Origin of the sequence: Sporosarcina sp. P2, from assembly GCF_002743255.1 — a bacterium.
In the GTDB taxonomy this organism is placed as follows: Bacteria; Bacillota; Bacilli; order Bacillales_A; family Planococcaceae; genus Sporosarcina.
On sequence record NZ_PDYY01000004.1, the window covers coordinates 231,288 to 251,179 of the forward strand.

Here is a 19,892-nt window from a genome sequence, read left to right on the forward strand (position 1 = left end):
AAAAATGAAAGCTTCGGGCAAATTAGCTCGGAGCCTTCATTCGTTTCGCAATAAATATGGTAAGATAGAAGTATAAGGTATATGAGGAGGATGAACAGTATGTATTTTGTAGATCAAAACCAAATCAATAAAACATTAGTGTATATGGAGCAGTTGATCGATATTTTCAAAAAGGAAACGAACTGGCTACAAAGCGATGTAAATAAGCTGGCTTTAGAGCGAATTACACACGGTTTGATTGAAGGAATCATTGACGTAGGTAATTCTATGATCGACGGATTCATCATGCGTGATCCTGGAAGTTACGACGATATAATCGATATTCTTGAAGATGAAAAAGTGATCCTATCCGAGCAAGCCACTCCATTAAAGGCATTCATTTCATTACGCCCAATGATTGTCCGCCAATTCGTGGAAGTCGATGCGGATAGAGTAGTACAATCCATTCGCGAGACGCTTAACGAACTACAACAATTCCCAGGACAAGTTCGAGACTACTTAACGAATGAATTAGGTCCAGTCTCGGCGTTTCTTCCGACAGAATGATGAGACAATATAAAGCGTATTGTTTTGATTTGGATGGCACGATGTATCGTGGTAGTGAACCTATCCAAGAAGCGGTAGATTTCGTTGCGGCGTGCCAAGCTGAGGGTAGGGGAACGTATTTCATTACGAATAACGCTGCCTTGACACGTACTGCGCAACAGAAGAAACTAGCAAGTTTTGGTGTGAGTACAGAAACTGATTTCATCATGAATTCAGCCACCACACTGGCTCGTTATTGCAAACAGCATTATGACGGTGCAAACGTCATGATGATTGGTGAAGAAGGATTGCGTGAGGCATTGGAACTCGAAAATATTACGATTACCATAACGAATCCAGATGTGGTGGTAATGGGACTCGATCGTCAGGTTACATACGACAAACTCGCGAATGCTTGTCTGGCGATACGTAACGGTGCTCATTTCTTAGGCACCAATCAAGATATTAAATTCCCGACTGAAAAAGGACTAGTACCAGCTAACGGTTCTTTCCTTAAGTTGATGGAGGCGGCGACTGATACAAAGCCACTCATTGTTGGAAAACCAGAGCCGCATATGCTGGAGTTCATTCGGCAGCAAGGAATGTACGAGAAGGAAGACATGATCTTGATCGGCGATAATTACGATACGGATATCATGGCGGGTATTCGCTATGGTATAGATACGGCGTATGTCGCGACAGGAGTCACGCGTAGAGAAGATGTGCTAAAGAAAGCGCAACAACCTACTTATATGCTGAATTCGCTTGCGGAATGGCTGAAGTAATAAGAAGCTATCGAAGAAGTCGTTACACACCGGCTTCTTGCGATAGCTTTTTTGTTTACAGGGTAGCTATTAGGGAATAGTGGGCAATGATAGTGGACTATAGCAAAAAAGGATGTCTCTAGAAGCGTAATCGCTAGAAGACATCCTGTTGACGGTATTTTATTAAAAAAGTGGATTTTCTTCAATGAACTGATAAATTTGCTTCGTCAATTCATCCGCTGTATCCGCTTCGACAAGTTCACCATTAACAATCGCGTACAATGTGTCGCTACATTTCGTACAATAGCTCAAACAGCCGTATTCGAGTACGTCAATGTTTGGGTCTCGTTCCAACGTTTCGAATACAGGGTAGGCACCGTTAGCCAAATTACTCATACAAAACTCCACGATGGGATTCATCTTTCTCACCTCGCCTACTAGAAATGGTACTCTTTTTTTACAAAAGCGTCAATGAACATGACATATTGTGAAAGTTGTCACATACTGTTATACTAGCAAATGAGATGCACGAGAAAATGGACATAGAAGGAGGACATTATGAGAAAATTACTTTTACTAGGTGCCGGCTATGGTAACATGAGAATTTTATTGCGTTTACTAAATAAAGAATTGCCAAGCGATATTGAAATTACACTTGTCGACAGAACCTTATTTCATAGTTTGAAAACAGAATTTTATGCATTGGCAGCGGGAACTGTGTCGGATGCCGATGTGCGCGTCGCGATCCCTGTTCATGACCAATTGAAAGTGGTAGAAGGCGAGATTCAAGAAATCAAGCCAGAAGAAAAAGAAGTGTTGTTGGCAGACGGACAAGCACTTGCATACGACGAATTGGTCATCGGACTAGGTAGTGAAGATAATTACCACAACGTACCTGGAGCAGCTGAACATACGCTGAGTATCCAAACGATTGGGAAATCCCGCCGGACGTATCAGACGTTACTTGGACTAGGCGATGGCGCAACAGTGGGAATCGTAGGTGCGGGACTTAGCGGTATCGAATTAGCGAGTGAGTTGCGTGAGAGTCGTCCGGATTTGAAGATTAAATTATTCGATCGAAGCCCGCGTATTTTACGTGACTTCCCTGAACGATTGAGTAACTTCGTAAAAGGTTGGTTTGATCAAAACAATGTAGAAGTCGTAGCGAATTCGAACATTACCAAGGTAGGCGAACATACTCTCTATAATCATGAAGATACAATCGATGTAGATGCAGTCGTTTGGACAGCTGGTATTAAGCCAGGCAAGGTTGTGGACGATTTAGTCATTCAGAAAGACCGTTCAGGCCGCATCGTACTCAATCAATACCACCAAGTTCCAAGTTACCGAAACATTTACGTTGTCGGGGACATCGCTGCGCTTCCACATGCACCAAGCGCTCAGTTGGCAGAAGTTCAAGGCGAGCAAATCGTTCAAGTATTACGCTCCACTTGGAAAGGTGAGCCGCTAATGCTTGAAATGCCGGAGCTGAAACTAAAAGGTTTCATGGGTTCGTTAGGGAAGAAGCAAGGATTTGCGTACTTAGCGGATCGTACCGTTACAGGAAGAATCGCCCGTTTAATGAAATCTGGCTTGCTATGGATGTACAAATGGCATAACGGGTAATGTCAACAATCTGCAAGTCACTTCCATGAAGTGGCTTTTTTAGTTATGATATTGCCTATCGTTCATTGCATACAAAGAAGCGGTCAGTTCCACATAGAACGACCGCTTCAATGAATATATTGTTCTCAATTAATCCATCAATTTCTCAATTTATTCGGCTTGAAAACCTTGTGCTTCTAATGCGTTAAAAACAGGCTTTAGTTGAATATGGCCTTCTCCGATCATTTCATCATTAATCATGACGAGTGGATAAAAATACTCATCATCACGAATTTTTTCGACGATTTCTCGCTGTCGTGATTCGGTTAATTCTTGATCGATATCAATATACGTAATAGAAAACGGTTGTTCAGGGTACTTTCTCGATATTGCTGCTTGAAGCCATTCATACGTGTCTTTGGAAGAAGGTGCATTTACACAACTGGCACAGATGACTTCTGCTCCATATACTTCAATTATTACAGGGGATTGCGACATATTAATCAAACCTCCGATTCATTATTGGATTTTTTCTGCTGGGCAGTTTATAATAAGTATAAGGAAAGGAGAGTGTGTTTACAATGACAACAGATATTAAATTATATGAGCCGGTAAAAGAAGTGCTAGATAAATTGCGCCCATTCCTCTTGCGAGACGGAGGGGACTGCGAACTAGTGGATATTGACGAAGGAATAGTAAAGCTGCGCCTATTAGGAGCATGCGGAACTTGCCCTAGTTCAACGATTACATTAAAAGCTGGTATTGAACGTGCATTACTTGAAGAAGTACCAGGTGTAGTAGAAGTAGAACAAGTATTTTAATTTCATTAAATAAAAAAGCCGTGCAAATGAAGTATAACCTTCTTTGCACGGTTTTCCTTATTCAACTGGTTTTATGAGCGGTTTCCTCATCACGGATTTCTTGCCATCGATCTTTGGCCATTTTGATGATTGTAGGTTCGGTTGATCTGTTTTGCGCTTCAATTACACGTGAGAAGTTTCGTATGGCTTCTGCGCGATCATGAATGCGCCAAGATAATTCCGCAATGATATATTGCACACGGGTTTCAGACATTTGTGTTCCGATATAATCACCTTCAGAAAATGCCTTTATGTAGAGGTCACGAGATATTTCAAGATAACGCATTTCTTTCTGACGGTTTTCCTCATTACGATAAATCCAAGCGATACGTAACATGATTCCTGCTATCGTTAAATACTTTTCTTTTTTAAAATTGGCATTCAAATACGCTAATTTATAGGCTTCAATTGCTTGCTCTTTCGTCCGTACGCCACCAAATGAGCGGCTATGCCATTTAGCTGTTATGTTTTTAGCGATCATTTCTTTTGTGCCGGGCGCAAAGTAGGGAGCGAAATCATCAGTAAATGCAAAACCGCAATTCGGACATACGGCAACATTATAAAAAATAGGATTAACTTCCTCGTCCAAGTAAATAGGTCTAAAATCGCTATCATGATCAACTACTCGTACTTGGCGAGAACGAACTTTAGTAGTAGGGAAATGCTCTTTACACAGTAAGCACTGCATTTTTTTCTCGTAAAACGGGCTAATTTCCACTAGTATCATCCCTTTCTGTCCTAAGTCTTATTATACATTATAATAGACCTAGTGGGGGGCTATTTGTTTGCATTGTGATGAAAAAGATTGATATGATAAAAAGAAAACGTGGAAAGTGAGTGGTATTCATGACGAACACAGTAGAGATAACAGAAGCAGCGGCATTTCACGTAAAAAAAATGATGACACATAATGAAGAAGAAGGATCTTTCTTGCGCGTTTCCGTTAATGGCGGAGGTTGTAGCGGGTTGACATACGGTCTTGGTTTTGCCCAGGAAAAAGAAGAGGATGATATTTCGTATACTGCACATGGAATTCCTGTAGTTATTAAAGAAGAGGATGCAGCGATTCTTGTAGGGACAAAAGTGGATTATAAAGAATCTTTAATGGGTGGCGGCTTCACCATCGACAATCCGAATGCCATTGCAAATTGTGGTTGCGGTACTTCATTTAGAACAGCTAACAAAGCTGGCGCTCCGGCAGATTGCGAGTAAATGAAGAAGAGATTAGCCGAGCGGAATGTGAGGGAATTATAAGGACGCTACATTACTAGTCTAAATTGATTATTTGCACAATTATAATTCTGTTGAAATACGTTCGCAAAAGGTCTACTATAGGAAATGAAAGTAAGATTCTATTCATATTAAACTAAATGCCGGCACTGCAAAATAAGTAAGATTGATTTTACACGTACTCGGCGTTTAAGAAACTAAAAGGTGGTTCGATTTACGTGAAAAGACCAACAATCTTAGTATTGGGTGCAGGTTATGGCGGTTTGATGACGGTTGTGAATTTACAAAAGTCATTAGGTGCAGATGAAGCAGATATCGTTCTAATCAACAAAAATGACTATCACTATGAATCTACATGGTTGCATGAAGCGGCAGCTGGAACGTTAACTCCAGAACAAGTTCGCTACGATATATCCAGTGTAATCAATAGCAATAAAGTAAAGTTCATCGAAGCTGAAGTTACGGGCATCGATGTCGCAACCAAAAACGTTAAAACGAACCTCGGTTCTCACACATATGATTATTTAGTAATTGGTCTTGGTTTTGAAGGAGAAACTTTCGGAATCCCAGGTTTGGACAAGTACGCATTATCCATTGCCAATGTGAATGCAGCTCGTCACATTCGTGATCACATGGAATATCAATTTGCTACATGGTCTACTGAAGAAGTTAAAGATGATAGCCGTTTGACTATCATCGTAGGTGGGGCTGGATTCACAGGAATCGAGTACCTTGGTGAACTGGGAGACCGTGTGCCAGAACTATGTAAAGAATATGATGTACCAGCCAAAAAAGTGCGCATTCTTTGTGTAGAAGCAGCGCCAATGGTCTTGCCTGGTTTCGATCCGGAACTGGTGGAATACGCGGTGCGTCAATTGGGTGCAAAAGGCATAGAATTCTCTATCGGCACGCCGGTTGTTGAAGCGACTCCTGAAGGCGTGAAGATTAAAAAAGGCGAAGATGAGTTTGAATTCATCAAAGCGGGTACAGTCGTATGGGCTGCTGGCGTTCGCGGTAACCACTTGATTGAAGAATCGGGTATAGAAAACATGCGCGCTCGTGTTAAAGTTGAAAAAGATATGCGTGCACCAGGATTCGATGATGTATTTATTGTAGGTGATTGTGCATTGATGATCAACGAAGCAATCAATCGTCCGTACCCACCAACTGCACAAATCGCTATGCAACAAGGCGAGATGATTGCTAACAATATTATTGCATTGATGAAAGGGAACCCAACGAAAGAATTCGTACCGGATTTAAAAGGTAGCGTTTGTTCTCTAGGTGATTCCGATGCGATTGGTGTGGTATTCGATAAAAAAGTTACAGGTGCGAAGGCATCCTTCATGAAGAAAATGATCGATAACCGTGCTCTATTCATGATCGGCGGTCTTGGATTAACGATTAAAAAAGGTAAATTCAACGTATTATAACGAATATAGAAAAGCACTCGCCTCTGCGAGTGCTTTTTGTGTGCATCAAAATAGGCAATAAGTCAACTGTGGAAGTAGTTGAATTAGGAAAGATCGTCTGTCAGATTTTAAGAATTCATGACATCTGAAAAGAACGTTCTGTGTACACTGTCTCATTCTATTGAAAGCCGTCGCATCATCCTGTAAAATGTTGAAGTGATGAACTGGGGGTTAGCAAGCATGCAAACTATATCCATAGCACAAGTGATGCTATCAATCTTGATATTTATTGTCATGTTTTTCGGTATCGGTTTTTTAATAAATATGTTGTTACGTATGACGTGGCTTATGGCTATCATTTATCCGATTATTGTAATTTTTATTATTGATGATGTGCCGATGTATGAGTACATTACGAAGCCTAGTTTTGCTTTTAGTGAGCTGGGGGCGAATCTTATGTCGCTTCACGCCGTGGATATCGTGATTCTGGCGAGTGGTATGGTGGGAGCGATTATCGCAGGTTTTGTAATGAAAGCTTTACGCAAGATGGGTTATCAGATGTTTTGATGTTTTTCCATACGTGGATACGAAAAAACGGAGCTGGACAGGAAGTCGTGAATTACGACATCTTGTGACAGTTCCGTTTTTTACGTTGCTTTAGAGATAAAAAGATTAGAGGAGGTGAGGGCACCGTTGATCGACGTTCCAGGCGGACGCTTTCCCATGGGCGTGGCCTTAAGCCTCCTCGTACGCTTCGCTTCTGCGGGGTCTCAAGGCGCACGCTAATCCATCGGGAGTCGCCGCCTTCCACTTACGATCAACTAGTGTATGTTTCTAAATATACTGACGTGTAAAAATCTTTCCAACTATAAAACGTAAGCCATCCGCAAGCGCCGGAGTGGATGCAATGATTTTCTCTAACTGCAACGTTACAATATAACGGTATACGTAAAGATCGAGATGAGAATACCTGTTAGAGCTCCGAAAAATACTTCGTTTGGTTTGTGGCCGAGTAGGGTTTTCAGTTCTTGAATTTTTGCGTCATTGTCTTTCTTCGGCCAATCTTTCAAATCGTTGACGAATATTTGGAAGTCGGAGCGCATTTGGTTGATGATGACGGCTTGTTGTCCGGCTTGGTAGCGGATGCCAGTTGCGTCGAACATGACAATGACTGCGAATATAGCGGATATGGCGAATAATGGTGAATCTAGGCCCGCTTCGAATGCGATGGCAGTTGTGAGTGCAGTGACAGCCGCCGAGTGGGAACTCGGCATGCCGCCTGTAGACGTCATGAGTCCGAAATCGAGTTTACGTGTCAATAAAAAATGAATAGGAATTTTTACAAATTGGGCAAAAAAGATGGCGAATAGCGCTACGAGGAGCGGTATGTTTTCAAAAATAGCCAAGAGGTTCCACTCCCTTACTGTCAGTAGTTTAGCAATTAGTATAACATAATCTGGATCTACTCGTTGTCTCCAATCCAGAATATTGCTCGTTGCTTGTGCTAATCTGACTAGTCTATACTAGTATGGGGAAAGCGTAAAGAAATGGGGAGGAAGCATTCATGATAAACGTAGAAACAGCATCCGCAATCGATCAGACAGAAGTAGAAGTACTTATTGTAGGAATACCAGATCATCCAGAGAACGTAGAAGGTTTCGATTTGTTCGTTGAATCTTTCCATCCTTTATTGCCAGACTGGATTAAATCACAGGACATTCAACAGAAGTGTAAGGCGATTACCAAAATGCCTGCGCTATCCAAGCAAAGTTACGACCGGGTGTACTTTGTTGGCGTTGGCAATCAGAAGCGACTGACAGAACAGCTATTGCGTGAATTATTCGCTGACGTAGGTAAACAACTACACAAGGACCGTGTGCGCACTGTAGGCGTCTGGACAGCGCCGTTCTCTAACGAGGAGATAGATAGTGAGGACGTAGCGTTCCTGGCCTCTGAGGGTATCGGAATGGGCTCCTACACATATGAAGGATTCAAGACTTCATCCAATGAAGTGGATGTCTCCTTAACTACTGTGACATTCATTACGACGGAAGATGAAGATCGTGTGACTACTGCAGGAGAAGTGGGCATGATCTCCGCACACGCAGTGAACGAAGCGAGGACGCTAGTCAATGTACCCCCTAATTTATTGACGCCAACTAAGATGGCGGAATACGCACAAGAATTGGCAGAAAGCTATGACCTAGAAATAGATATTCTGGGTAAAGCCGAAATGGAAGAGCTGGGCATGGGAGCCATTCTTGCGGTCAATCAAGGGTCAGTTGAAGAACCGAAACTCATTGTTCTTAAGTATCAAGCGACGGAGCAGTGGGAAGATGTCATTGGTTTAGTCGGTAAAGGAATTACTTATGATACGGGCGGCTATTCGTTGAAGCCTAAGGACGGCATGGTTGGCATGAAAGGGGATATGGGTGGCGCAGCAGCTGTACTTGGCGCTATGGCGATCATAGGGGAATCACGACCGAAGAAAAATGTGATTGCGGTCATCGCTTCTTCCGATAACATGATCTCCGGTGAAGCGTTCAAGCCGGATGATGTGATCACATCCTTAAGCGGAAAGACCATTGAAGTGTTGAATACAGATGCAGAAGGTCGTTTAGTACTAGCTGATGCAGTGACGTATGCGAAGCAAGCGGGCGCTGAGTATTTGATTGATGTGGCCACGCTAACGGGCGGTGTCATTGTGGCGCTCGGTCATGATAAAACGGGTACACTGACCAACCATGACGCATTCTATAAAAAATTTCAGGAAGCGGCGGAGGAAACGGGGGAATTCATTTGGCAACTGCCCTTAACGGAGAGCGATCGTCGGCGGATTCGCAAAAGTGATGTCGCAGATGTAAATAACTCACCGGGACGAGATGGCCATATGATCTTCGGAGGCGGCTTCGTCGGAGAATTTGTTGGGGATACACCGTGGATTCATTTAGATATTGCAGGTACGTCTGATGCAGCGACACCACATGCGCTCGGTCCGAAAGGTGCGACGGGCGTAATGGTGCGTACATTGGCGACCTTCGTGGAGCGCTTAGCTGCTGAAGCAGAGCCACAAGAATAATTCAGTATAGGCGCTTTCCCCATTCCTTCTTTCCGGTTAGTCATAGGATAGAGGGAAAGGGGGAGCTTGGATGACAAGACATAATTATAGAGGTGGATACGGTGGCGGTCGTCATCATGGTGGAGGGTATGGCGGTGGATTTGGTAGTTTCGGCGGATTCGGAGGTCCTTTTCTAGGTGGCTTAGTTGGCGGATTTTTAGGTAATGCTATTTCTCCAGGCTATGGTTACGGCTTCGGTGGAGGATATTATCCACCTTACTACAACAGCTATCCATACTATCCACAACCATATTATCCTTATTATCCATACTATTAAAAAAACACGCCGTGATGACTATTCGTCATCCGGCGTGTTTTTATCTGATTCTATGCGTAGTTCTATTACAGCTTCTTTTAGATCATCTCCAACCGTTAATTCGGTAGGCTTTACACCCGACATATACGCAGCGCGAGTCATTAAGTGACCGCCAATCGGAGAAGTGATGAACAAGAAGACGATCCCAAGTAATAACGCCACACTGAAATGGCCTTCATTCCACCAAAAGTGGAGAAATACGCCAAGCAGTAAACTCATAACGCCAAGCGTAGCGCTCTTCGAAGCAGCATGTGCGCGTGTATAGACATCTGGGAGCCGTAAGATTCCAATGACTGTGACGATCGTAAAAATGATCCCCACCGTAACGAGTAACACAATCATAATGTCAGCGATTAGGTCCACGTTCGATAATCTCTCCTCTCTCAATGAATTTGGAGAAGGACACTGTCCCAATAAACGACATAATGGCGATCAATAGAATCGCATCGATGAAGAAAGGCGTGTCGAACAAGATGGAAAACAGTGCGATTGCTGATATGAGCATGACACCGATCGCGTCAAGAGCTACTAAACGATCCGGCACGGAAGGACCTTTCCATACACGGTATAGTAATCCGAGCATAGACAGGATAACTAGCACGAGACAGACAGAATAAAATACATTCATCCTCGGCTCACCTCCATAATGGCTTTCTCGAATGTGTTTTTTATAGAATCGATTGCTTCATCGACATCGTCTACATCAATCGCATGGATATACAAAGTACGCTGATCATCTGAAACATGAACGACGACCGTACCAGGCGTTAACGTAATTAAACTGGATAATAACGTGATTTCCCAATCTTTTTCAAGCTCAGTCGGCAAAGCGAAGAACATCGGTTGCATTGTCGATAAATCCGGCTTGATCACCAGTAGCAACACGGAAATATTCGACATGATCAGTTCTTTTAGAAAAATCGCTGTCAGTTTCATTGCAGACCAGATTCGCCAAATGTACAAGCGTCCACTGAAATAGCGGCGTGTCATGATGATCATCAACAGCCCGATAAGATATCCTATGATGAACGTAGAAGGTGTCAATGAACTTGACATGAACATCCAAACGACTGCAATGAAGAAATTTAATAGTATCTGAAAAGCCATTGACCTCTACTCCTTTAACACCGCATTTATATAGATGGATGGATCAGCCAGTACATTCGCTGCATCCGTCATATATGGCATAAGCCACTCCGTACCTACACCGTACGCTACCGAAATGAGTACCAACATAACAGCTGGGAACATCATTTGGCGATACGTTCGTGGATCGCGAACAGGTAGATCGTTCTTTTGACTACCCCAAAATGCATAAATGAAAATCCGAATGACAGATAGTAGTACTACTAGGCTTGAAGCCAAAATAATGATACTGCCGATCACGTGATCCGCTTCAAATGCCCCTTTTGTGATCAGCACTTTCCCAATAAACCCACTCAACGGAGGGATGCCAGCCAGACCGAACGCAGCGATTAAATACATCCAACCAAGCGTTCCGTGCGTCTTAATTAAACCACCCATTTGCCGCAAGTTCGAAGTGCCGGTTACGTAGATGATGATACCGATCAGGACAAACAATGCGCCTTTGATCAACATATCATGAATTAAATAGTAAACCGCGCCCTCGAGTCCAGACGTGTTCATTTGAGCTACACCGAACAAGATGACACCTACTGCAATGATAATATTGTAAATGATGATTTGTTTTACATCGAAATACGCAAGAGCGCCGATACAGCCTGCAATGATAGTTAGTAACGATAGAACCATCAAAAACTGATGCGTAAATCCAATGTCGTGCACGAAAAACAACGTATAGGTACGCGTAATCGCATATACACCGACTTTAGTCAGTAAGGCACCGAATAATGCGAGAACGGGTATCGGTGGTGCAGCATACGAATTGGGTAACCAGAAATATAAGGGAAAGATTGCCCCTTTAATGCCAAAGACGATTAAAAACAAAATCGCAATAACCGAAATAATTCCTGGTTGATTGATCTCTGCAATCTTCACTGAGATATCCGCCATATTCAATGTACCGACGATAGAGTACAAATACGCTACCGTAATGACAAAGATGGCAGATGAAATAACGTTTACCAATATGTATTTGATAGATTCACGAAGCTGCCGTTTCTCACCGCCAAGCACAATAAGCAAATAGGATGCGATCAGTAGCACTTCGAAGAATACGAACATATTGAAAATATCGCCTGTTGTGAAGGCGCCATTGATTCCTGTAATCATAAACAGGATCGCAGGATAGTAGAAAAATCTTTCTCTTTCTACACCGATGGATGAAAAGCTATAGATGACGACAAAAAATGTAATGATAATCGTCGTTGTGACGAGCATGGCGGAGAACATGTCCGACACCATCGTAATCCCAAATGGTGCAGGCCAACTCCCGAGTGTCACGGTTTGGATTCCTTCTGTCTTCACTGTCGCGATAAGCCAAAAAGAAGCAACTAGACTGAGAGCCAATCCGATCAGTGTCAAAACTCTCTGGACGACCACCTGCTCTTTGAAAAACAATAAGATCATCGCGAAAAAGAAAGGAATAATGATCGGAAATAAAAGAAGGTTAATCATGTTCATCATTCCCTCTCAATTCATTCATATTATCTGTTTGGTGTACAGCATACATACGATATGCCATGACAAGCATGACCGCCGTCACACCAAAACTGATGACGATCGCAGTTAAGATCAATGCTTGAGGCAGGGGATCTGCAAAATCAGTCACTCCGTCGATTAGGACGGGAGGCGCTGAGCCTCCGAGTCCACCCATCGTAAGAATGAGTAAGTGTGCTCCATGACTGAGCAAACCAGTACCTAAAATCACTTTCAGTAAACTTCTCGATAAAATCAAATAGACGGCTGCCGTAAATAATATCCCGATAAGAATCGCAAGAATAAACTCCATCAGTCATCGCCTCCAATCGATTGAATAATCGTGATGGCGGAACCGACGACAACTAAATAAACGCCACTATCGAACAACATCGCTGTGTGAAGGGACGTGTGTCCGAACAGCGGTAAGTCAAAATCACTGAATGCATGCGTGAAGAATGGCACATTAAAGAAAATCGAGCCCGCCGCTGTACCTAACGCAAGCAATAATCCGATCGCCGTCATGACCGTAAAGTTGAACGGTAGAATCTGTTGAATCGTCCGTAAATCGAATGCCAACAACAACAGGACAATCGCACCTGTCGTCAACAAGCCACCGACGAATCCTCCACCCGGAGCATAGTGCCCCGCGAAAAAGATGTGTATGGAGAACAAGAAGATGATGAAAAACACTACTTTAGCTGTGGTTTGTAAAATAACATCATTTGTTTTCATCAGTCGGCTCCTTTCTCGATACACGCAAACGAATCATACCAAGTACCGCGATCCCTGCAATAGCGAGTACCGCGATCTCAAATAATGTATCAAATCCACGGTAATCTACAAGAATGACGTTGACGATATTTCCGCCAGCTGCTTCTGTCTTGACCGTATCTTTATAGTATTGAGAAATTGAAGGAATCATTTTTTGTGAGTGGCTGGATAGGGCGACCAATGTCACCATTACGCCTACACTCAATGAAACAATCAAATTAACCATTTTATTGCGTTTCGTTTCCCCGTGCGTACTGAGTGCCGGCAAATGTTTGAATGCCAGCAAGAACAACGCAACGGATACTGTCTCGATGACAAGTTGTGTTAGTGCTAAGTCAGGCGCTTTGAAAATAACGAAGAATAGCGCGACAGAATACCCGACACCGCCAAGCGCGATGATCGCAGCAAGACGAGACTTCGCAAACACCACAAATCCTACAGATAAAATCAACACGATAGCATTGAGTGATCCATATAAAGTAATCGCTGCAAAACTGTTCATATCAAGAACGAATGCGTCTTTGATAAACAACAGCGCGATGATCGTAACAGACATAAATGCGAACATATACAATAAGTAGGTCCGGATCTTACCTGTCATATAAAGACGGGAAACCCGATTCAATCCTTTTTCACTTCCGCGCATCATCGCATCATAGCCGTTATTCAGCGATAGACTGTCAGGCTGCATACGATAAAGCGGTTGCCATTTCGGAATGGTTAGATAGAGTAACGTACCGAATGCGACGATACCAATTGTCAGCCATAAACCAGCAGCCCCAAAACCATGCCATGCTTTGACATGAATATCGATAGCGGACGGATTTGCGTACAAAGTTGGTTGAATCGCCATAACGGCCGGTTTAATTATCCACTTACCGACGACATTCGGGATGAAGAACACTAGAATGACGATGGATGCCAAAATCATAGGCGAAATTAACATACCAATCGGTGCTTCATGTGGCTGTTTCGGCAATTGATCCAATTTCTTCTGTCCTATAAATGTTTTTAAAACAAAATACATACTGTACGTAAACGTAAACACGCTGGCAATCCAAGCGACGATCGGGAACAGTATCCCCCATGTATCGAAGTTGAATAATTCGAAGTGTCGAAGCGCTACCATAGATTCCAAAAACATCTCTTTACTCAAGAATCCACTAAATGGTGGCAAACCAGCCATAGATAATGAACCAATCGCGGCAACAGTAAAGCTGATCGGCATAACGCTCATTAATCCACCGAGCTTACGTATATCTCTGGTACCGGTTTCATGATCAATAATTCCAGCGATCATGAATAGCCCGCCTTTAAATGCGGCGTGGTTAATCAAGTGGAAGATTGCCGCATACGTCGCGAAGCCAAACACGGCTGCGGTCGCATGATACGAGATAGCACCTGCTCCAAGTAAAGACATGATTAAACCAAGTTGACTGACTGTTGAAAATGCTAAAATCGCTTTCAAATCCGTTTGCTTTACTGCGAAGAATGAACCCCAAAACAACGTCAGCAATCCAATTCCTGTAACGAGCCAAATCCAAGTGGACGCTGAGCCGAAAATCGGCGTAAATCGTGCGACCAAATAAATACCCGCCTTCACCATCGTCGCAGAGTGTAAATACGCACTAACTGGTGTGGGCGCTTCCATTGCATCCGGTAGCCAGATATAGAATGGAAATTGTGCGGACTTCGTAAAGGCACCAAGCAAAAGTAAAACTAATGCCAGAGTAAAGTACGGTTGACTCACAAGTTCAGGAGCTTCTGCGATCAATTCCCTAACAGAGAACGTTTCTCCCATGATACTGAGTAAAATGAATGCCCCGAGCATCATTAATCCACCAAACACCGTAATCATCATCGATTTTAATGCGCCAAAACGTGACTTGTCCTTGGTGTACCAGAAGCCAATCAATAAGAAGGACGAAATGGACGTTAACTCCCAGAACAAATAGAGTGTCATCGTGTTGTCAGATTGCACGACTCCGAGCATAGCGGTCATGAAAATCAGTAAGTAGACATAAAAACTACCAAGATCCTCTTTTTCCCTATCCATATAAAATACGGAGTACAATACTACTAACGAACCGATTCCGGTGATCAATAGCGTGAATAATAAACTAAGACCATCTATGTATGAAGTAAACGCAATTCCAAGTGAAGGAATCCATTTCATTTCAGAAATAGCATGACCACCATCCATGACTAACGGCAAAAAACTTGCGTAATAGCCAAATAACACGAGAGGTACAAGTAAAACAAACCAACCTGTATGTATTCCTTTAATTTTCTTATAAACAAAAGGAACGAGTATTGCGAAGATTACAGGTAAAAAAATCAATAACACGAATTCCAAGAGAATCCTCCTTCCAACCATGTTCTTCACTTATTCACATTCCCGAGGCGTAAGCGTGGGCGTATTTGTTAGTATAGCGTAAAACATTTCAAATTGCATAGACGACAGTTGACCAATTATTGCTTTATTCGACTTCCTTCTTATATTATTAGAAGGGGAAAAAATTTTTTTGGGGGTATTATGAAAAATCCATATTTGTTCAGCTATTTACCATTTGTCTCCGTCTTGTTATTCAGTTTGACTTTTGGCGTTTATAGCGTAGGGGAGACACTGATCCTTTTTAAGGAAATTGGTCTCTATCAAGGCATGAGGGAGTTCTTAACCGACCTTCAATTACGCCTCTTTTTACTGACAATGTATGCTTTAGTATTCTTCATGCTATTTGCAGCTTTAAAACTGATTGCCGTCACCATTCATGAAACGGCTTTATTATTTTTCCTAAAAGAAGAAGCAGATGCATCGTATAGCGCTTCAAAATCCGGTGTGATCATTTACTTTATTGGTGCACTAGCTTCGGTAATCGGTATTCAATCTTGGAAGATGCTAGCACTGATTTTCTTCTTCACGTCTTTCGTTTACTTTATTTACGTAGTGTACAAATTAAGTCCCTTTATGCCATTGACGCACACAGTCGGTTTGATATTCTTTCAAATTATCATTTGGAGCGTCTTGGTGGCGGGACTTGTGTATATCATTTTCCGTCTATACAACGGAGTACTCGCCAGTATCCCGTTAGCCAATCCAGTGAAATAAATGAAAAAGCCTTGCAGATCTAACTAACGGACCTGGCAAGGCTTTTATGGTCGCAATGTTGAGGAGAATGCCCGCAAATGAATTTTTTGATCACGCAGACGCGGGATGGGTGTAGGTCTGTCATACCCAATCCAGACTGCCGACGTATAACGATCATTCATGCCGATTGTCCACAAGTCTTTAAACGAATCGGTCGTTCCTGTTTTCGCTCCGGTATAGCTCGTTGTGTAAGCTATTCCTTCGCCTGTACCGTTCACAACGACTTCTTTCATCAAGGAACGAATGCTATTGACCGTGGAAGGGGACCAAACCGCTTTTGATCTATCTTTCCATTTATACAATACCTCACCTTTACCATCCTTTACCGAGCGAATGGCATGCGGGGGCAAATACGTCCCGTCGATAAAACTCGTAGTGGCTCCGGCAAGCTCCAGTGGCGTGACACCTTTAGAAAATCCACCAAGCGCTGCAGGGTAGGAACGGTCAGCCGCAACGATGTGTCGGAAATGAAAAGGTGCTAGATGGGAGAATGCCTCGTCGATTCCTACACGTTGCAATAAACGTACAGCTGTTGTGTTATAACTATTTCGGAATGCTTCCCGTACCGTAGTCGTACCAAACTGATAGTGGCCGAAGTTTTTCGGACAATAACCGGCAATACAAATATTGCTACTGTTGACGGGCGTATCCGCATGATACGGCCCACTTTCGAAAAACGGTGCATAGACAAGCAATGGCTTGATTGCTGACCCTGGTTGTCGAACAGCTTGAAAAGCCCGGTTGAAGTCGGTTTTTTTATAGCCCGAACCAGCATATAAACTGATGATCTCACGCATCTCATTGTCGATGACAGCAGCTCCAGCCTGCACACCGCCTGTTCCAATCAGTGCATTCAATCGGTTTTCATCATGCTGTTGCTTGTTTGGATCAAGTGCCGTATCGATTGTCACGCCTTTGCTGGTCACTTCTTGCGTACGCCGATTGATTTCACTCTGCCAGCGTTGTCGTTCTTCTGGCGTTTTGGCTTTAGCCATCGACACATCGAGCCCTTCCGTTTGCGCGATAAGGTCTTTCAATTCTTCTAATACATATGAACTGTACATTGGATAAAACTGTTCTTTGTTCTTAACGTTCAATTGAATGGGCAACTTACTATACTCTTCAAATTGCTCTTGTGTAATGACTTGCTGGTCGAGCATGACTCGAAGAAGTCGTAGTTGACGTTCTTTCGTTTGATCAAAATGCTTGATCGGGTTATAAAGAGAAGGATTATTTGGAATGGCCGCCAAAAATGCAATTTCTGCCTCATGCAGTTTTTCAAGAGGCCGGCTGAAGTAGTAGCTAGCCGCACCACCGATTCCGTATACTTGATTGCCGAAGTACATTTCATTCAGATACATTTCCAGGATTTCATCTTTTGTCGATTGTTTTTCCAACTCTGCTGCAAAGAAGAGCTCTTTGAACTTTCGTTCGTACGTTTTCTCGGTCGTTAGATGACGCATTCGCACGACTTGCTGTGTAATGGTAGAAGCGCCTTGCTGCTTAGCGTCTGCCGCTGCATTGATCGTGAAAGCTCGAATAATCGCTGCTATATCATAACCTCGATGCTCATAAAATGTCCGGTCTTCACTTTTTAAAAATAACTGGCGCGTGAAAAACGTCACATCTTGCAAATGAATGGGTTGCCGCCATTCGGTATATTCTTCCGCAAACAATTTTCCGTTACGGTCTTTCATTTGAATAGGGGAGACCATTACAGGCGCTTCCAACTGCACTGCCTTACGAATAGAAGCATGCAAGGTTTCCGTCTGCGCGGTTTCTGCGTAGATTTGATTTTGGATAAATAATAATAGCGGAACGCAAGCAAGCGTAATCACTAATCCAACCGTTTGTTTCAACTAACTAGCCCCCTGTACTTTCATATCGCTATAGAAAAATATAACATAACACGACACCTGTCGTCTGAATCAATAGGAAATAAAAAAACGCGCTACTGAAAAGCGCGCGTGGCTAAATTTATGTGTGTTCATTCGCTTCATCTTGCCGGTCTTCTAGGAAATGTTCGAAATCCTGTGTAGGCCGTCGTACTGCCATTGACAGGAACAAATACCCGACGACGAATAATATGCCTGTCACGATGAATACGGCAGGAATCCCGATATATCCACTGACAATTCCACCAAACATCGGTCCGATAATATTACCGAGGAAACGGAAGCTGGTGTTATACCCCATGACCTCACCTTGAACTTCCAGTGGCGCTTCACGACGAACAAGCGCTGTCGTAAGTGGAATCATCCCGCCAGTTGAGATTCCAAATAAGAACCGCAATAAAACAAGTTGCCAAAGTGACGTAGCGAAAGCCTGTGGGATAATGAAGATGAACGACATGATCAGCAGTAGTCCAAGGATTTTTTCATATCCTACATTGTCGCCAACTTTCCCCCAATACCTAGCGAATAGTAAATTACCGAGACCTGTTGCACTGAACGTCAATCCCGCGAGAAACGCTACGTTGGACGCAGCATGGGTCAAATCCGCTACGTAGAGTGACAGCAATGGCTGAATGCTGAAATTCCCGATTTGGATCAACGTCGTGACGACCATTACGTTAAACATCAGACGGTGCTTGAACAATCCACCCAAAATAACTTTCCGCGAATACTTTGCAACTTTCCGCACCTGTACCCGCGCTTGCTCTTTAATTCCAAATAACACGAGCAACGTGGCGATCATAACGGAAATAGATGTGATGATGAAAGCATACTCAAACCCAAACGTATCAGCCATTAGACCACCGAGAACGGGGCCGAATAACATTCCCGCAACACCGCCCATTTGCAACGTGCCGAGCATCTTGCCGGCTTCCTCACGTGGCGTTTGAGAAGAAATGAAAGCTAATGAAGTCGGTAAGAAACCTGTAACCAACCCCATTAGTAGTCTCAACACGAAAAAGGTTTCTACGGAATTAACAAAGCCCATTAAAAAAACTGAAATCGTAATTCCAAAACCATTAATGAGCAAAATAGGTTTAAAACCAAAACGATCTGCAAAACGTCCCCAAATAGGTGACATGATCAGTGCGGTAATAAACGTAGCACCAAAAATTAACCCAGCCCACTTCTGGACATATGCGTCGGAATAATCCCCGAATGTTTCAATATATAACGACAGGAACGGCATAATCATCGTCATCGTACCTGCTACAAGAAAGTTCGTGACCCAGATGATAATGAAATTTTTCTTATGTCGACTCAACGTTGAACCGCCTTCCTCCTGTAATGCTTAGATAATATTCAGTATAAAACAATTCGGCAGTCGAAGGAAACATAGTGCTTACATTAAACGTGAATAGAGCGGATAGCGCGGGCCATTGAGCGGGTGGCGCAGGCCATTGAGCGGGTGAGGCAATACATAGAGCGCTAGTGGTCTTCTGTCAAGAAAGTGGACACCATTTATTGAGCGTTTATTTTGAAAAACCTACCGCGCTACGCTTGCTGTACTTTCGTGGAGGAACAGTTAAAGTGACAACTGTTCCTCCACGAAAGTTATGAGTGGTT

At 43.1% G+C, this 19,892-nt stretch carries 23 protein-coding genes; 10 read left to right on the forward strand and 13 right to left on the reverse strand.

Annotated features, from left to right (window positions below; genetic code table 11):
• The first annotated feature begins 99 nt into the window (after positions 1-99).
• Both CSV67_RS06585 and CSV67_RS06590 read left to right on the forward strand, forming a co-directional pair.
• Complete coding sequence (locus CSV67_RS06585; RefSeq protein ID WP_099630802.1) at positions 100-546, forward strand: DUF86 domain-containing protein; 447 nt, start codon at positions 100-102, stop codon at positions 544-546.
• Entirely contained in the window at positions 543-1,310 is a 768-nt protein-coding gene (locus CSV67_RS06590; RefSeq protein ID WP_233192570.1) for a TIGR01457 family HAD-type hydrolase, read from the forward strand. The genes CSV67_RS06585 and CSV67_RS06590 overlap by 4 nt, the downstream gene beginning before the upstream one ends.
• Positions 1,311-1,472: 162 nt before the next feature.
• Here the strand turns inward: CSV67_RS06590 and CSV67_RS06595 are convergent, their stop codons facing one another.
• Positions 1,473-1,709: a YuzB family protein gene (locus CSV67_RS06595; RefSeq protein WP_085131442.1), complete on the reverse strand. Its 237-nt coding sequence runs from the start codon at positions 1,707-1,709 to the stop codon at positions 1,473-1,475.
• Positions 1,710-1,847: 138 nt separating this feature from the next.
• Here CSV67_RS06595 and CSV67_RS06600 point away from each other — a divergent pair, with 138 nt between their 5' ends.
• Entirely contained in the window at positions 1,848-2,915 is a 1,068-nt protein-coding gene (locus CSV67_RS06600; RefSeq protein WP_099630803.1) for an NAD(P)/FAD-dependent oxidoreductase, read from the forward strand.
• Positions 2,916-3,065: 150 nt separating this feature from the next.
• Here the strand turns inward: CSV67_RS06600 and CSV67_RS06605 are convergent, their stop codons facing one another.
• On the reverse strand, positions 3,066-3,392 hold the full coding sequence (locus tag CSV67_RS06605) for a YuzD family protein (protein ID WP_099630804.1): 327 nt from the start codon (positions 3,390-3,392) through the stop codon (positions 3,066-3,068).
• An 83-nt stretch (positions 3,393-3,475) separates the two neighbouring features.
• On the opposite strand from CSV67_RS06605, the gene CSV67_RS06610 reads away from it, so the two are divergent.
• A complete protein-coding gene (locus CSV67_RS06610) occupies positions 3,476-3,715 on the forward strand; it encodes a NifU family protein (RefSeq protein ID WP_085131439.1) in 240 nt (79 codons plus the stop codon).
• Between the two features lie 61 nt (positions 3,716-3,776).
• Here CSV67_RS06610 and CSV67_RS06615 read toward each other — a convergent pair whose 3' ends face one another.
• Positions 3,777-4,481: a DUF2225 domain-containing protein gene (locus CSV67_RS06615; protein WP_199173143.1), complete on the reverse strand. Its 705-nt coding sequence runs from the start codon at positions 4,479-4,481 to the stop codon at positions 3,777-3,779.
• Positions 4,482-4,600: 119 nt separating this feature from the next.
• Here CSV67_RS06615 and CSV67_RS06620 point away from each other — a divergent pair, with 119 nt between their 5' ends.
• The 3 genes from CSV67_RS06620 to CSV67_RS06630 all read left to right on the forward strand — a co-directional run bounded on the left by CSV67_RS06620 (position 4,601) and on the right by CSV67_RS06630 (position 6,963).
• On the forward strand, positions 4,601-4,966 hold the full coding sequence (locus CSV67_RS06620) for a HesB/IscA family protein (RefSeq protein WP_099630806.1): 366 nt from the start codon (positions 4,601-4,603) through the stop codon (positions 4,964-4,966).
• 236 nt (positions 4,967-5,202) lie between these two features.
• Positions 5,203-6,417: an NAD(P)/FAD-dependent oxidoreductase gene (locus CSV67_RS06625; protein WP_099630807.1), complete on the forward strand. Its 1,215-nt coding sequence runs from the start codon at positions 5,203-5,205 to the stop codon at positions 6,415-6,417.
• A gap of 219 nt (positions 6,418-6,636) precedes the next feature.
• The gene (locus CSV67_RS06630; RefSeq protein ID WP_099630808.1) at positions 6,637-6,963 is read left to right on the forward strand and encodes a YuiB family protein; all 327 of its coding nucleotides are present in this window, start codon (positions 6,637-6,639) and stop codon (positions 6,961-6,963) included.
• A 362-nt stretch (positions 6,964-7,325) separates the two neighbouring features.
• Here CSV67_RS06630 and CSV67_RS06635 read toward each other — a convergent pair whose 3' ends face one another.
• Positions 7,326-7,802 (reverse strand): divergent PAP2 family protein, encoded by a 477-nt coding sequence (locus CSV67_RS06635; RefSeq protein WP_099630809.1) that lies wholly within the window; start codon positions 7,800-7,802, stop codon positions 7,326-7,328.
• Between the two features lie 158 nt (positions 7,803-7,960).
• On the opposite strand from CSV67_RS06635, the gene CSV67_RS06640 reads away from it, so the two are divergent.
• On the forward strand, positions 7,961-9,475 hold the full coding sequence (locus CSV67_RS06640) for a leucyl aminopeptidase (RefSeq protein ID WP_099630810.1): 1,515 nt from the start codon (positions 7,961-7,963) through the stop codon (positions 9,473-9,475).
• 70 nt (positions 9,476-9,545) lie between these two features.
• Positions 9,546-9,791, forward strand: a complete 246-nt coding sequence (locus CSV67_RS06645; protein ID WP_099630811.1) for a hypothetical protein — start codon at positions 9,546-9,548, stop codon at positions 9,789-9,791.
• A gap of 18 nt (positions 9,792-9,809) precedes the next feature.
• On the opposite strand, the gene mnhG is transcribed toward CSV67_RS06645, so the two are convergent.
• The 7 genes from mnhG to CSV67_RS06680 are packed head-to-tail and all read right to left on the reverse strand — an operon-like array spanning position 9,810 to position 15,579.
• Positions 9,810-10,193, reverse strand: coding sequence for a monovalent cation/H(+) antiporter subunit G (gene mnhG / locus CSV67_RS06650; protein ID WP_099630812.1), 384 nt, complete (start codon positions 10,191-10,193; stop codon positions 9,810-9,812).
• Positions 10,177-10,458, reverse strand: a complete 282-nt coding sequence (locus CSV67_RS06655; protein WP_099630813.1) for a Na(+)/H(+) antiporter subunit F1 — start codon at positions 10,456-10,458, stop codon at positions 10,177-10,179. Before CSV67_RS06655 ends, mnhG begins: the two co-directional genes overlap by 17 nt.
• Positions 10,455-10,937, reverse strand: coding sequence for a Na+/H+ antiporter subunit E (locus CSV67_RS06660; protein WP_099630814.1), 483 nt, complete (start codon positions 10,935-10,937; stop codon positions 10,455-10,457). The genes CSV67_RS06655 and CSV67_RS06660 overlap by 4 nt, the downstream gene beginning before the upstream one ends.
• 6 nt (positions 10,938-10,943) lie before the next feature.
• Positions 10,944-12,428, reverse strand: coding sequence for a Na+/H+ antiporter subunit D (locus CSV67_RS06665; protein WP_099630831.1), 1,485 nt, complete (start codon positions 12,426-12,428; stop codon positions 10,944-10,946).
• The gene (locus tag CSV67_RS06670; protein WP_085131429.1) at positions 12,421-12,762 is read right to left on the reverse strand and encodes a Na(+)/H(+) antiporter subunit C; all 342 of its coding nucleotides are present in this window, start codon (positions 12,760-12,762) and stop codon (positions 12,421-12,423) included. Before CSV67_RS06670 ends, CSV67_RS06665 begins: the two co-directional genes overlap by 8 nt.
• Entirely contained in the window at positions 12,762-13,184 is a 423-nt protein-coding gene (locus CSV67_RS06675; protein ID WP_085131428.1) for a Na(+)/H(+) antiporter subunit B, read from the reverse strand. The genes CSV67_RS06670 and CSV67_RS06675 overlap by 1 nt, the downstream gene beginning before the upstream one ends.
• Positions 13,171-15,579: a Na+/H+ antiporter subunit A gene (locus CSV67_RS06680; RefSeq protein ID WP_099630815.1), complete on the reverse strand. Its 2,409-nt coding sequence runs from the start codon at positions 15,577-15,579 to the stop codon at positions 13,171-13,173. Before CSV67_RS06680 ends, CSV67_RS06675 begins: the two co-directional genes overlap by 14 nt.
• A 180-nt stretch (positions 15,580-15,759) precedes the next feature.
• Between CSV67_RS06680 and CSV67_RS06685 the strand changes: the two genes are divergently transcribed.
• On the forward strand, positions 15,760-16,332 hold the full coding sequence (locus CSV67_RS06685) for a DUF5366 family protein (protein WP_099630816.1): 573 nt from the start codon (positions 15,760-15,762) through the stop codon (positions 16,330-16,332).
• Positions 16,333-16,376: 44 nt separating this feature from the next.
• Here the strand turns inward: CSV67_RS06685 and CSV67_RS06690 are convergent, their stop codons facing one another.
• The gene (locus CSV67_RS06690; RefSeq protein ID WP_099630817.1) at positions 16,377-18,230 is read right to left on the reverse strand and encodes a transglycosylase domain-containing protein; all 1,854 of its coding nucleotides are present in this window, start codon (positions 18,228-18,230) and stop codon (positions 16,377-16,379) included.
• A gap of 118 nt (positions 18,231-18,348) precedes the next feature.
• Entirely contained in the window at positions 18,349-19,590 is a 1,242-nt protein-coding gene (locus CSV67_RS06695) for an MFS transporter (protein ID WP_099630818.1), read from the reverse strand.
• Positions 19,591-19,892 lie beyond the last annotated feature (302 nt).